Raw genomic sequence first — 12,344 nt, 5'->3', positions numbered from 1 at the left:
ACTTATGAGATTATGGATATCCAAGCGAAAAAATTAAAATTGATTGAGAAACTTATTTTTATCAAAGATGAGAAAGTTATCAATTTGTTGACCTCAGTTTTGGATAATAAAAAATCAGAACCAACGAAAAAACCTTCTGCATTTGAACTGTTAGGAGTATTGGATAAAGAAGAAGCAGAGACTTTAGAAAAAACAATAGAATCCGGTTGCGAAAATATCAATGATGAAGACTGGAAATAATTCTTTGCTATTGGACAACAATATTGTTATTGACCTTTTTAGGGGGAAGCAGGAAATTGCAAAAGAGATAGATAAAGCGAATATTGTTTATCTTCCAATCTTCGCTCTGGGAGAATTATACTTTGGTGCGGAAAACTCAGGGAGAAGCCATCATCAGATGGGTTTCATCGATAAATTTCTAGAAATCTCCTCAATTCTGAACACTAGTGACCAAACAGCTTTGATTTACGGGCGATTGAAAAAGTATCTTAAAACAAAGGGAACACCTATCCCGGAAAATGATATTTGGATTGGGTCATTGGCTTTAGAACACGAATTGCCCTTGGTGACACGAGACCACCATTTTGATTTGTTGCCCGAAATTCAGATTATTAGCTGGTAGATTCATATTGGCTTAGTTTCACTTTTCACTTTTTCCAACACTAAGTTTATATCCTGAAATTGAGAGTTTTCTCTCACTTTTTTCTCCCGGAATTTCATTTATGATTATACCAAATGAAAAGCCAGATTAAGGCAAAATTATTTCTTATCAATTTTTGAAATTTTAACATTGGAATTAAAATTAAAAAATTAATTTTGCCGCCGATTCAACTAATTAATTCTATGAAAAGTATTATACTGTTTTGCTTTTCTTACGGCGTATGCTTTATTTCTTTGGCCCAAAAAGTTACTGTCAGCGGAACTGTCAAGGATGCGGACAATGGCGAGACCTTGATAGGGGTCAATGTTTTTGACAAGAAAAACTAAAAAGGCGCCGTTACCAATAATTACGGATTTTTTAGTTATTCACTTTTTGAGAAAGAAGTCGATTTGGTATTTAGCTATGTCGGTTATGAACCTGTACTGATTTCTCTGAGTCTTATTATACGTATTATAATACAGGAGATCTGCAGCAGTTCAACCGAGGCGATTTTCTATCCCAACCTGTCCTTGTCTTTAACAATATTACAAATGGCATGGGAATCTTTAAATCCAGAAATACGGAACGAAGAGTCATTGATATGAGGGTTGAAGATTGACTAGTTGGTTTATTCTGTGCCAACTTGAGTGTCTCTGTTCAACATCAAGGTTTGATTTGTTTTGAAAGCCGAATGTAACATAAAAGAATATTTTTGGCGAGTGTGTCAAAAATTATTTAGAAAATCTGCGGCATTCATTATGGGAATGCCACGAAAAGGATGCATTTCCAGCAAATGTGGATCTCCGGAGATAATACATGCGGCATTTGCTGACAAGGCAAGTTCCAGAAACATATCGTCTTTCGGATCCCGGCAAACTTTAACCTTAGCTGAAGGCTTGATAATTTTGCTTTTGTAGGTAATAATATTTAGGATTTTTTCTCTTTCACCTTCAACAAAATATCTGTCCAACTTTGCCCGATATAAAACTTCCGCAAACTCGCTTAATGTTCTATCTGAAAACACCAAACTTCCTCTCTTTAAAGCTCTATTTAAGGCTTCAGCACTCACAGATTTACCAAGAAGATGTGCACTTATAAGAGCATTGGTATCAAAGACGAAGAACACCTCAGTCATTTTTCAGGATGTCATCCAATATTTCTTGAGTCAATCCGCGTTCAGCCATCCTTTCCCGCAACTCTTCCAAAAATTGGATATAATCTTCCACGCTGTCTTTCATCAACTGTTTGCTAACTTGGGCTTCAACGGCAATGCTGATTTCTTTTTTCTTTTTAGTGGATGCAGCTCTCCAAGCCTTGGCTACTTTGTCATCTACTTCCAAAATGATACGTTCCATTCTTGCTAGAATTTGTGTTGGATAAATGTACGAAAATCCAAAGACATAAGATTTGTATGCTGCCAGTGGGTTAAGAAATCAAAAACCTGACCTCACTCAGTTCTTTCCCTATCTGATGTACTCCTTCAAGGATTCTTTTGGTTTGGCTAGCAGATGGCTTTTTGATTCCTTTGATGTATTGAGCCAACAAACTTTGATTCATGCCGATTCTTTCTGATAGGGCTTTGGCATTGATTACCTTATAGAAATCAAAAATACTTTCAAAATCGAATTCAAAATTTATTTCCCCTATACCATAACTTATACCCTCCTCCTCAAAAGAAAGGTTAACCACATCCAATACCATTTCCTTTAATTCATCAAATGAATCGCCTTGTGTGGCGATTAATTTTTCTCCAACTTGGGCAATCGCACTATATCCCAAGTCTTCTTTAATTACTTTGATACTTATTTTTGGCTTTTTCATCTCTTTAAAAGTAATAAAAATATTACCTTTAAAAAATATAGATGGGTATAGTGATTATCTAGACTCGATAAAACAAAATTCAACGCCAAAGTGAGTGTCTCCTATGTTGAAAAACAAGTGATTCAGCTAAAATTTCACATAATTTTTCCATTCTGATTCTTTTTCTCTTAAATGCAACCCAAGTTTTGGCAGGTCTTTTGTCAAGGCCGCAGTGAAACGGAGTGCATTTTAGCCTTGACAAAAGGGCAGCTAAAACTATTTTTGTGTTTATGGGAAAAAGAATCAGTCAGATCTCTCCTGCTCCTTAATCGGCAAAACTACCTTTTATTAAACCTCTTCAATCAGTCCCCTATTAACGGTCAAACGTATAGTCCGCCGCAGTGTATCTTTCATTTTAAAGAGGATGGGGACGTAGCCTTCACTGAACAGTCTTCCCTTTCAGGTGCTGCAGACACTCACTTACGTTTATTCCCCCTCCAGATTTTTCAAGGTTCTGGCATTTTTAGGCCTTTTGTTTTACAGGTTATACTACTATTCCTAATTCATATTCAATTTTATGGGTCAGCATGTGCTTAATTCTGTTTAGCAGATTTTTGGCTATCCTGATGATGGCTTTGTTCTTGTTCATCCTTAATATCAGTTTATTAAACCTTAAGGTAAGGGCGGGGTCTTTTCTGACGGCTACCCAAGAAGCCTCAACTAGAGTTACTTTTATGTCTTTCCTTCCCCTTTTTGTCAATTCGCCTGTTACCGTCCTTTCGCCGGAACCATACATTTTGGGCATCAACCCTATATAGCTGCAAAGTTCGTCCATAGTCTTAAACCTTTCAATGTTGTAAATCTGCAGCAATATCCGCATAGCCCCCAAGGTGCCGATCCCTGGTATTGAAGATAAATTTCTGTAATCTTCTTTATAGTTATCTTCCTTTGAAAGATCTCTGATCTGCCTGGTCACCTTCAGTAACTGCTTTCGGAGCAACAGGCCGGTATCAAGATGGTTGTCAATGGTGAGCTGTTCTTTGGGATCCAGACCGGGAACAGCTCTCAGCCATTCAATGTAAATCCTTGACCATGATCTTGATTGGCTGCTGGCAAAACGACCTGGGATTTCAATACCGAACTGAAAAAGAACTGCTTTAACCCTGTTTTTTTCAGCTGTCAGCATTTTTGTGAGCGTATAATGCTGCCTTAGAATCTTCCTGTCCACTTCAATATGCGGTGGTGGGACATCAATCCCCTCAAAACCGTTTGAGCGAAGCAGTTGGGCCAGCTTCCTGCTGTCTGATTTATCAGATTTCTGCTGTCTGTCCTTATGACTCGTAGGAACGTCCATTGCATGGACAACCTGGCAATCAATTCCGAGATCCCTGAATTTCCGGCAAACTGTAAATCCATTGAAACCCGATTCATAAACGACTTTATACTCGGCTCCAGGATAATTGTTCTTCAGATAGTCAGCCAAAGAATTGACATCAGGGTCTCTGCTCATAGTTTTTAACTCCAATTTATCGGTCAGCAATGTGACTTTCCAACTTTTATGGTGACAATCAATTCCTACATAGATTGATTGTCCCTTAAATGAATCCTTACTAATTTTAGTCCGTGGCATAAGCTTTTATATTTAAAGGTTAGAGTTGAATACTACCCTTAATATATGAAATATAGCTTATGCCTACTTTTCAAACATAATACCTTCATTCACTTCATTTCGAGTTTGGATGAAAACGGGGGTGTGATTAAAAAAAGAGGGTTGTCAGTGGAGACACTGACAACGGCGCCAGTATACTGACTTTCTAAACGAGATTAAACCAATCTACAATAAAGAGTAACAAACTTCTCCCCAACCTTCGTCCCAATCAAAAAACTGTCCCCACCATCCTTCAGCCTGTATTTTTTCTTAAACTCATCTGCCGATAAGGCGTAATTCCTGGTTATGACATTGACTTTTCCTATTGGGAAGAGTTGTTTCAGTTCTTTCTTGAGGTTGTTGATTTCTTGGATTACTTCGAAAATTCTTCCAGGGATTCCATCGGGCAAATTATTTCTGGTATATAAATGTGAATTGGGATGCAGTTTTTTTAATCCAAACCTTTTTCCAAAACTTCGGAAAGCACCGGCTTTCAAAATTGGGGAATAGGGTTCGATCAGGTATTTCGAGACTTCCCCAAAAATGCTTTCGCTTGATTCCTCTTCTTTATAGGTAAATGAAAATTCATTTGGACCACCTGACTGCAAATCGACCGCATGGATAATCCTTTCATTACTTACATTCCCTTTTTCCCAAAAAAGCAATATCTCCTTGACTTCATTTTTTACAGAAACCACCCATACTTGTTGGATATCCGAGATTTCTGCGATTGCCTGCTTGATGTCCAGCATGGGTGAGGCTTTGACCAAAATGGATTCGCCTTTGGATTTCAACAGCACCCAATGGCTGACAATATCAGGTTCGCAGTCAGCGAGTTTGTATAACTTTTGGTTATGATTTCCCCTTCTGGCAGGATCTACAAATATCAGATCAAAAGTTAAGTTGGATTTAGAAAGGTATTCCAGAGAATCGCCTTGATAGAATTCAAATTTATCTGGTTGAAGGAGGTTAAAGTTGTACTCGACTATAGCTGATAGCTCAGGATTTCTTTCACAATAGATTGCTTTTTCGAATTTCTCAGCCAGATAAAAAGTATCCACTCCAAATCCCCCTGTCAGGTCAATCATGGTTTTTCCTTTTGGAAGAATCTTGGACTTAAATCTAGCAGTTTCTTCGGAAGAGGCTTGTTCGAGGGAGAGGCTAGGTGGAAAAATCAGATCAGGATGGGCAGCCCAAGAGGGGAGCTTTTGTCTTGTTTTTTGTCTCGCCTGAATCTGCTGCACAGCCGCCTTTAAGTCAAAATCAGTTTTTCCGGAATGGGCAAAAAGCAATTGTGCAGGATCCTCCGTAAGGTGGTCCTGCACAAATTGTTTTAGTGATGCTATATAGGTTGAAAGAGGCATTAATTCATGATTATTTATTCAAGACATGACTTAGAATTATTCATGCCATGACTTTGAGTCATGGCATGAATTTCACCCCCAGTCATGGCATGACTATAACAATATTCTTAAGCCATGCTGTGTTCCATCAGATATTCCGCAATCTGAACGGCATTGGTGGCGGCACCTTTTCTCAGGTTATCAGCCACGATCCACATGTTCAGGGTGTTTGGCTGGGATTCATCCCTTCTCAGCCTTCCAACAAATACTTCGTCCTTTTTATGTGAAGTCAATGGCATAGGATAAATGTTGTTTGCAGGATCGTCCTGAACAATGATACCTGGGGTATTTGATAAGATTTCCCGTACCTCTTCAAGATCAAAATCATTGTGAAACTCCACGTTTACTGATTCAGAATGCCCTCCCATGGTTGGGATTCTGACAGTAGTGGCCGTGACCTGTACGCTATCGTCGCCAAAGATTTTTTTGGTTTCCAAGATCATCTTCATTTCTTCCTTGGTATATCCATTAGGTTGGAAGACATCTATATGTGGCAATACATTCAGGTCAATTTTATGGGGATATACCATCTCGGCAGGTTGTCCGGCACGCTCGGCCATCATTTGGTCGACGGCAGCTTTACCTGTTCCGGTGACAGACTGATAGGTAGATACCACTATTCTTTTGATACCATATTTCAATCGCAAGGGGTTCAAAGCCAAAACCATCTGAATTGTCGAGCAGTTTGGATTGGCAATGATGCGGTCATCTATTCTCAGGTCTTTTGCGTTGATTTCAGGAACCACCAGTTTTTTGGTGGGATCCATTCTCCATGCCGAGGAGTTGTCGATAACTATGGTACCCACCGCAGCAAACTGTGGTGCCCATTCCAGGGAAGTACCTCCGCCGGCAGAAAAAATCGCAACGTCCGGCTTCTCAGAAACAGCCTGTTTCAATCCAATTACCGTGTACTCCTTGCCCTTGTAGGTCATCTTTTTACCAGCCGATCTTTCACTGGCTACAAGTAGCAATTCGTCAAATGGAAATTGGTGCTCATCCAGCACCTCTAGGATTTCTGAGCCTACCAATCCGGTAGCTCCTACAACGGCTAGTTTCATTTTTTTGTGATTAGGAGTTTTGATAAATGAAGCGCAAAGGTAAGGGAAGAATTCCCAAAAATGATATAGAGTCAAATGATAATTGCTTTTTTTTCAAAAAAATGTGGAGTTTTTTGAAAGAAATGGAAGAAAAATAAGTTATCCGTTTATTTTAGACCTGAAGTAAGACTGATTATTTATATTTAGGTATATGAAGCCTAAGTTTTTTGTGGGGGTTTTGCTTGCTTTAACTCTACTAGGTTGTTTTTTAGACCGAAACAAAGTTTTTGCCCAGGTTCAGGATTTTGAAAGCAGCTTTGATATTGTCAATCATCCTGAAGAATTTTTAACAAATTGGTCAGCAAATGAGCTGAGAAATACCGCTGCGAGGATATTCCAGGCCTCTGGGGAAGGTCGAAATGGCTCAAAGGCCTTGGGTGTCCAACCCATCAGTTCTTTCAATGGAGAGATTTTTGTCAGGATTTCTACCTTAGACTTGATTGATCCAAAAATCATTTTTTTTGCTAAAACCAGACAAAACGGAACGGGGAACAGACCTGCCATCGTAGAAGTCTCATTTTCGACAGATTTTCAAGGTTTCGAGTCAAAAATTCAGGTCGGGACTGATAGCAGTTTTCCCAATCGAAATACAGAATATCGTCTTTTTGAGATTGGAATTCCAGATCAATTCCATGAATTGGAAACAATGGTGTTGAAAATTGAGGTTAAATATGGGCCGGGGACCGGGTCTGCAGCAAGGTTTTTTATGGATGATTTCGGGGTTTTCAATGGTGACCAACTCGTTGACCCGATTCAGGTGAAAAGTGCAGCGTTGTTGGATCCATATACGGTTGAGGTGGTTTTGGACAGAAAAGTTTTGGAACCTTCAGTATCTCAAGTAACTCTTGGGAAGTATTCTATTGAAGAACTGATTTTCCACACTGATACATCATTTCTGGTAGTGTCATCCTCAATGATCCTAGATGAAAAGATTTGGATGAATCTGGAGGGGATGCAGGAATTGGATGGTCGAATGACAGATGAAATTGAATATGAGATTGACAATTCGGAGATCAAAATCGGGGAGGTTCTTGTCACATCTCCTGATCGGCTTTCGATCAGTTTCTCCCAGCTATTTCTTCCGGCCTCTGTTTCGCAATCCTCCCATTTCATGATTAATGGTATACCTCCATCCGGTATTGAACTCTCCGAAAATGGATATACAGTCTTTCTGAATTTGGGAAGAGAGTTGATATTGGGAGAAAAAGTGGCCATTGAAGTCAACAATGTCCAAAATCTTCAGGGGAAATTAATGAACGGAATCCAAAGGAAGTCTTTCATTTATCGTGATTTTGTGGAGACCGTTTATTTGGAATCAGAAACCGAACTTGTAATTGTTCATGAAGAAAACTTAGATTTGAATTCCGTGGATGTTGCCGGGTTAAATGTGGAGGATAATCCCGAATATAATTTTTCGATCAGTTTTCCGAAACCTAATATCATCCAATTGGAAAGTAATAGGGCTTTTTCTGAGGGGCAAATTTTCAGCTTGGAGATGGGTGTCAGAAAAAATATCCGAGGTTATGTGATTCCGGGATCAAAGCGGGATTTTGTTTGGGATAATACCCCACCGGAAATTGTCAATGTTTTCCCTGTGAACAGAGAAAAAATCCTTGTAGTTTTTTCGGAACCATTGGATCCTGTTTTTGCAGTAATCCCCTCTGCTTACCAAATCAATGGTACGCAGCCAATTTCAGTTTTGATACAACCCAATCCCAATCAATTGATTTTGGAATGGGAATTTAAATTTGAAAATAGGAAAGAATATACTTTGGCCATTGATGGGATTTCGGACCTGAACGGGAATGTCGCAAACAACTTGGTTTTTACCTTTAGTTTTTCGGATCCAGGTAAATTGACCTTCAAAGAAATTGTAATCAATGAGGTTATGCCTGCACCCAGGGCTGGGAACAGTCTTCCCAACGTGGAATATGTGGAGCTTTTTAATGCCGGTACTCAGCCGATTTATCTTGGAGGACTTCAATTGGCAAATTCGAGGAGAGTGGCCACAATTCTTTCAGGGGTTTTGGAGCCAAACCGTTACATCATTCTTGCACCAAGAAATCAAGCGAATCAATTTACTTCTTACGGACAGGTGATGGGTTTGACGAATTGGCCAACTCTGCTCAACTCCGCTGATAAAGTAAAGCTCTTGGATGCAGAAAATCTTGTGATTGACAGCTTAGATTATAATACGGCAAGTTATGGGTCAAGCAGCATTGCTTCTGGAGGGTACAGTCTTGAAATCGTAAATCCCTTTGTGAAATGTAATTTATTGAACAATCTCCGGCCTTCCTCTGACCCGAAAAGAGGTACTCCCGGTGCTGTTAATTCAGTTTTTGAAGAAACTCCTGATAAAACAGCACCGGTTTTTGTTAAATCGCAAATTATAGGGGAGAGCCGTGTTGTCCTGACTTTTTCCAAAACCCTCAGCGCCAATATTCAAAATCTTCAATGGGAATTTCAGCCCTCCCTCAATTTGGTACATGTAGGTCTTGGTGAAAATTCAACAGATCTTATCCTTGAATTTGAACAAGTTCTGAATCCTGATATTTATTATAAAGTTGCAATTAAAGGGCTGCGGGATTGTGTCGGAAACCTATTGGATGAAAATAGTCAGGTATTTTTTGTAATTCCATCGGAAGCTAAACTAGAGGATGTAGTAATCAATGAAGTGTTATTCAACCCAAGAACCGGTTCACCCAAATTTGTGGAGATTTATAATGCATCTTCCGGTTATATCAACCTAAAAGACTGGAAGCTGGCAAATCTCAATGCAGACGGAGAGGTGGCAAACAGGAGGGTTCTTTTCAATGATGATTTTGTGATAGCACCTTTTTCATTTTGGGTATTTACTACCAACAAAGAAAAATTGAAGGCTGAATATCCCAAAGGAAAGGAAGATAAGTTTATTGAATACTCCTCACTTCCGAGTTATCCGATTTCATTGGGAAATGTGGTGTTTTTAAATCCTGATGAGACCATATCGGAAATATTCAGCTATAATGATAAGATGCACCATAGGCTTTTGAGGGAGACAAAAGGAGTTTCATTAGAACGGATTTCCCCTCAAGTTTCAGTCGAGGACCCAAACAACTGGTACTCCGCTTCCGCTTCTGAAGGTTTTGCAACACCGGGATATCGGAATTCACAGATTCACGATGGATTCAAAGGTTTTGGGATTGAAGTTTTTCCTGAAGTCTTTGTCCCTGATGCCGCGGGTGAACAACCTTATACAAGTATCAAGTACAAAATGGACCAATCAGGAATGGCAGGTACCATTCGAATTTACAGTGTCAACGGATTGTTGATCAGGGAATTGTGTCAAAATGCCATTTGGGGAAATGAGGGCTTCTACATTTGGGACGGTACAGATACAGGAGGCAAAAAAGTGAGATCCGGATACTATGTTGTTTGGGTTGAAATTTTTGACCTTCAGGGAAATGTAAAACAAATTAAAAAAACGGTTGTTGTTGGTACAAAATTCTAATCGTACATGATGGATTTCGGAAAAAATCAGTAAATTGTTATGACCTCAAATTACCGGACTTATGAAACCAGACATTATCACCGAAGCATTGAAAACTTATTTTATTGAAAAAGGAAAAACCTTGAAGGTCATTCAAAGGTATCTAAGTATAAGATATCGCTTATCTACAGACGAAAAGTTGCTGGAAAAGAGATTACAAAATCTTGCTCCCAATTAAAAACCGTCTGAGACGGTTTTTTTATTTTTGATTTTAAAAAGGTAAGCGTATTTTAGGGGACTTTTCAATCGACCCAATATTCTGATTGGAATTAACCACTTTAAAGAAAAAGCTATGAGTCAAGAAGGAAAAACAGCCTATTCTCCTGAAGAGTTGAAGGAGTTTGAGGAAATCATTTTAAAGAAATTAGGTTCGGCAAAAGAGGAATTGAGTTCACTCAAGCAAACCCTTAGTAAAAGGAATGACAGTGGAACAGAATTTACGGCCTCTACAGCAAAATTACTGGAAGATGGAGCCGATACTTTGGAAAGGGAAAGTATGAGTCAGCTTGCCGCAAGACAGCAGAAATTCATCATCAATCTTGAAAATGCCCTTGTCAGAATCAAAAACGGCACTTATGGTGTCTGTGTAGATACAGGAAAATTGATTGCTAAGGAGCGCTTAAGAGCAGTTCCACATACCATGCATTCTATTGAAGCCAAATTGGCCAAAAAATAAATTGGACTTTTTACACAAGCATATCGAGGCACTGATATTTTGTTCCCCATCTCCGTTGGGCATTGAAGAAATTCAAAAATGCCTGACGGAGATGTTTGAGTCTGAGGTGCCCAAAGAGCATATTCTTGAGGCTATCGTATCTCTTCAGGAAAAATACCAAGATGAGGAATATTCTTTCGCCTTGGACCATTTGGGCGGGGGATATCAGTTTTTGACCAAACCTGCATATCAGGTCAGTGTTTCCATTTTGTTAAAGCACCAATCAAACAAAAGACTTTCTACTGCCCAATTGGAGACACTTTCCATTATCGCCTACAAACAGCCTGTTACCAAAACAGAGGTGGAACATATCAGGGGTGTCAGTTGTGATTATTCCATTCAGAAATTACTGGAAAAAGAACTTGTCCTAATCAAAGGGAAATCCGATAGTGTTGGAAGGCCCATTCTTTATGGGACAAGCGAAAAATTCATGGAATATTTTGGCATCAACCACCTGACCGACCTACCACAACCCAAAGACTTTGCCGGGGAGCAAAATCAGATTGGGGAGGAGAAGGAGTGAAAGGGATGAAGGATGAGGGATGAAGGATGAGGGTAGATTGTAGATTTTAGAATTTAGATTTAATATTTGGGAACAGATGAAGGGTGAGGGAATAAGGATGAAGGAAGAAGTATTAGGTATGAAATTTGTTTGATAACGGATTTCGGAAGTAAGTAATGCCTATATTAAACAGCTTTGACATTATTTTACTGTTAATGAGTTTTCCATTTACTTTGGAGTTCTGGAATTACCCTACATTCAGCGCAAAAAGCCCTTTAGCTACACTTCACCCAACATCGGTCATCGGACATCGGACATCTGTCAACCAAAACCAAGGAATTTACCTAACTTGCATCCCGCACTATAAAAATCCAGTCTTCCCCCTTTAAACCTTCTTCACCTCTGCATGTGCGGAGATCAGGTATTTTTTTCCGGTTTTGATCTCATGGCACAAAACCCTGGTTCTTCTGGTGACTTCTTTTTGGAATTTTCGGCCTTGAAGTTCAAAAACTTCTCCCGGGATTATATCAGCCAATAAGGAAACATCAGATTTCTTGTTTTCATCATAATGTTTGACAGCTTTGCTTAGAAATAGGTCTGCACCTGAACTGGCTTTTGGGTTGGCCATGTGTCTTTTCAAGGGTATCAGGATATCTTTTGGAAATACCGACTCATTGAGAAGAGGAGATAAAAGAATTCTAAAAGTTGCTTTCCATTCTGCACCATGTGGTTTGATATTTAGACCAAATTTTTCAAAGGCCCTGAAATGGGCAACCTCATGGATATAGGTAATCAAAAACTGAAAACGGTTCAGGTCGTGGTTGATGGTAATGGTTTGTACCCTTCTGTCACGCCGGTACCTGAAGTCACCTAATTTGGTCTGACGGGTTCGGGTAATGTAAAAATTGAAAGGAACTTCTTTCCACAATTCCCAGCAATATTGGGCCGAGTATTCCGGGACATGTTTTTTGAAAGCCTCCAGAAATTTACCATCATGATTCATGCCCTCA

The 12,344-nt window shown here is 39.3% G+C and carries 14 protein-coding genes and 1 pseudogene; 8 read left to right on the top strand and 7 right to left on the bottom strand.

Annotated elements, in window-relative coordinates:
• Positions 1 to 12: 12 nt before the first annotated feature.
• From ACEW8O_RS02185 to ACEW8O_RS02170, 4 genes and pseudogenes are all read left to right on the top strand, one after another.
• Complete coding sequence (locus tag ACEW8O_RS02185; protein ID WP_373492984.1) at positions 13 to 240, top strand: hypothetical protein; 228 nt, start codon at positions 13 to 15, stop codon at positions 238 to 240.
• Positions 224 to 622, top strand: coding sequence for a type II toxin-antitoxin system VapC family toxin (locus tag ACEW8O_RS02180; protein ID WP_373492983.1), 399 nt, complete (start codon positions 224 to 226; stop codon positions 620 to 622). The genes ACEW8O_RS02185 and ACEW8O_RS02180 overlap by 17 nt, the downstream gene beginning before the upstream one ends.
• A gap of 221 nt (positions 623 to 843) precedes the next feature.
• Positions 844 to 987: a hypothetical protein gene (locus ACEW8O_RS02175; RefSeq protein WP_373492982.1), complete on the top strand. Its 144-nt coding sequence runs from the start codon at positions 844 to 846 to the stop codon at positions 985 to 987.
• A gap of 116 nt (positions 988 to 1,103) precedes the next feature.
• Positions 1,104 to 1,259: pseudogene (locus tag ACEW8O_RS02170) on the top strand (hypothetical protein); the annotation flags it as partial.
• 105 nt (positions 1,260 to 1,364) lie between these two features.
• On the opposite strand, the gene ACEW8O_RS02165 reads toward ACEW8O_RS02170, so the two are convergent.
• The 6 genes from ACEW8O_RS02165 to ACEW8O_RS02140 form a co-directional block, all read right to left on the bottom strand.
• Positions 1,365 to 1,775 (bottom strand): putative toxin-antitoxin system toxin component, PIN family, encoded by a 411-nt coding sequence (locus tag ACEW8O_RS02165; protein ID WP_373492981.1) that lies wholly within the window; start codon positions 1,773 to 1,775, stop codon positions 1,365 to 1,367.
• Positions 1,768 to 1,995, bottom strand: a complete 228-nt coding sequence (locus ACEW8O_RS02160; RefSeq protein ID WP_373492980.1) for a hypothetical protein — start codon at positions 1,993 to 1,995, stop codon at positions 1,768 to 1,770. The genes ACEW8O_RS02165 and ACEW8O_RS02160 overlap by 8 nt, the downstream gene beginning before the upstream one ends.
• A 70-nt stretch (positions 1,996 to 2,065) precedes the next feature.
• Positions 2,066 to 2,461 (bottom strand): hypothetical protein, encoded by a 396-nt coding sequence (locus tag ACEW8O_RS02155; RefSeq protein ID WP_373492979.1) that lies wholly within the window; start codon positions 2,459 to 2,461, stop codon positions 2,066 to 2,068.
• A 523-nt stretch (positions 2,462 to 2,984) separates the two neighbouring features.
• Positions 2,985 to 4,070 (bottom strand): IS110 family transposase, encoded by a 1,086-nt coding sequence (locus tag ACEW8O_RS02150; RefSeq protein ID WP_373492978.1) that lies wholly within the window; start codon positions 4,068 to 4,070, stop codon positions 2,985 to 2,987.
• A gap of 194 nt (positions 4,071 to 4,264) precedes the next feature.
• Positions 4,265 to 5,452: a THUMP-like domain-containing protein gene (locus ACEW8O_RS02145; protein ID WP_373492977.1), complete on the bottom strand. Its 1,188-nt coding sequence runs from the start codon at positions 5,450 to 5,452 to the stop codon at positions 4,265 to 4,267.
• 107 nt (positions 5,453 to 5,559) lie between these two features.
• Complete coding sequence (locus tag ACEW8O_RS02140) at positions 5,560 to 6,549, bottom strand: aspartate-semialdehyde dehydrogenase (protein WP_373492976.1); 990 nt, start codon at positions 6,547 to 6,549, stop codon at positions 5,560 to 5,562.
• A 190-nt stretch (positions 6,550 to 6,739) separates the two neighbouring features.
• On the opposite strand from ACEW8O_RS02140, the gene ACEW8O_RS02135 reads away from it, so the two are divergent.
• The 4 genes from ACEW8O_RS02135 (at position 6,740) to scpB (ending at position 11,355) form a co-directional block, all read left to right on the top strand.
• Entirely contained in the window at positions 6,740 to 10,078 is a 3,339-nt protein-coding gene (locus ACEW8O_RS02135; protein WP_373492975.1) for a lamin tail domain-containing protein, read from the top strand.
• A 61-nt stretch (positions 10,079 to 10,139) separates the two neighbouring features.
• Positions 10,140 to 10,295 carry a hypothetical protein gene (locus tag ACEW8O_RS02130; protein ID WP_373492974.1) on the top strand — a complete coding sequence of 52 codons (156 nt, stop codon included), beginning with the start codon at positions 10,140 to 10,142 and terminating at the stop codon, positions 10,293 to 10,295.
• A 114-nt stretch (positions 10,296 to 10,409) separates the two neighbouring features.
• Complete coding sequence (locus ACEW8O_RS02125; protein ID WP_373492973.1) at positions 10,410 to 10,793, top strand: TraR/DksA family transcriptional regulator; 384 nt, start codon at positions 10,410 to 10,412, stop codon at positions 10,791 to 10,793.
• A gap of 1 nt (position 10,794) precedes the next feature.
• Entirely contained in the window at positions 10,795 to 11,355 is a 561-nt protein-coding gene (gene scpB, locus ACEW8O_RS02120; protein WP_373492972.1) for an SMC-Scp complex subunit ScpB, read from the top strand.
• A 364-nt stretch (positions 11,356 to 11,719) separates the two neighbouring features.
• On the opposite strand, the gene ACEW8O_RS02115 is transcribed toward scpB, so the two are convergent.
• On the bottom strand, positions 11,720 to 12,337 hold the full coding sequence (locus ACEW8O_RS02115; protein ID WP_373492996.1) for a SprT-like domain-containing protein: 618 nt from the start codon (positions 12,335 to 12,337) through the stop codon (positions 11,720 to 11,722).
• Positions 12,338 to 12,344: the final 7 nt, after the last annotated feature.

The sequence above is a fragment of the Aquiflexum sp. genome (assembly GCF_041749095.1).
Taxonomy (GTDB): Bacteria; Bacteroidota; Bacteroidia; order Cytophagales; family Cyclobacteriaceae; genus Aquiflexum.
The sequence above is the reverse complement of the archived record's forward strand: the minus strand, read 5'-3'. Positions and strand labels throughout refer to the sequence as shown.

Coding starts and splice junctions, on each gene's coding strand:
- ACEW8O_RS02185 (WP_373492984.1), top strand. CDS start 13: ATGGATATCCAAGCGAAAAAATTAAAATTGATTGAGAAACTTATTTTT.
- ACEW8O_RS02180 (WP_373492983.1), top strand. CDS start 224: ATGAAGACTGGAAATAATTCTTTGCTATTGGACAACAATATTGTTATT.
- ACEW8O_RS02175 (WP_373492982.1), top strand. CDS start 844: ATGAAAAGTATTATACTGTTTTGCTTTTCTTACGGCGTATGCTTTATT.
- ACEW8O_RS02165 (WP_373492981.1), bottom strand. CDS start 1,775: ATGACTGAGGTGTTCTTCGTCTTTGATACCAATGCTCTTATAAGTGCA.
- ACEW8O_RS02160 (WP_373492980.1), bottom strand. CDS start 1,995: ATGGAACGTATCATTTTGGAAGTAGATGACAAAGTAGCCAAGGCTTGG.
- ACEW8O_RS02155 (WP_373492979.1), bottom strand. CDS start 2,461: ATGAAAAAGCCAAAAATAAGTATCAAAGTAATTAAAGAAGACTTGGGA.
- ACEW8O_RS02150 (WP_373492978.1), bottom strand. CDS start 4,070: ATGCCACGGACTAAAATTAGTAAGGATTCATTTAAGGGACAATCAATC.
- ACEW8O_RS02145 (WP_373492977.1), bottom strand. CDS start 5,452: ATGCCTCTTTCAACCTATATAGCATCACTAAAACAATTTGTGCAGGAC.
- ACEW8O_RS02140 (WP_373492976.1), bottom strand. CDS start 6,549: ATGAAACTAGCCGTTGTAGGAGCTACCGGATTGGTAGGCTCAGAAATC.
- ACEW8O_RS02135 (WP_373492975.1), top strand. CDS start 6,740: ATGAAGCCTAAGTTTTTTGTGGGGGTTTTGCTTGCTTTAACTCTACTA.
- ACEW8O_RS02130 (WP_373492974.1), top strand. CDS start 10,140: ATGAAACCAGACATTATCACCGAAGCATTGAAAACTTATTTTATTGAA.
- ACEW8O_RS02125 (WP_373492973.1), top strand. CDS start 10,410: ATGAGTCAAGAAGGAAAAACAGCCTATTCTCCTGAAGAGTTGAAGGAG.
- ACEW8O_RS02115 (WP_373492996.1), bottom strand. CDS start 12,337: ATGAATCATGATGGTAAATTTCTGGAGGCTTTCAAAAAACATGTCCCG.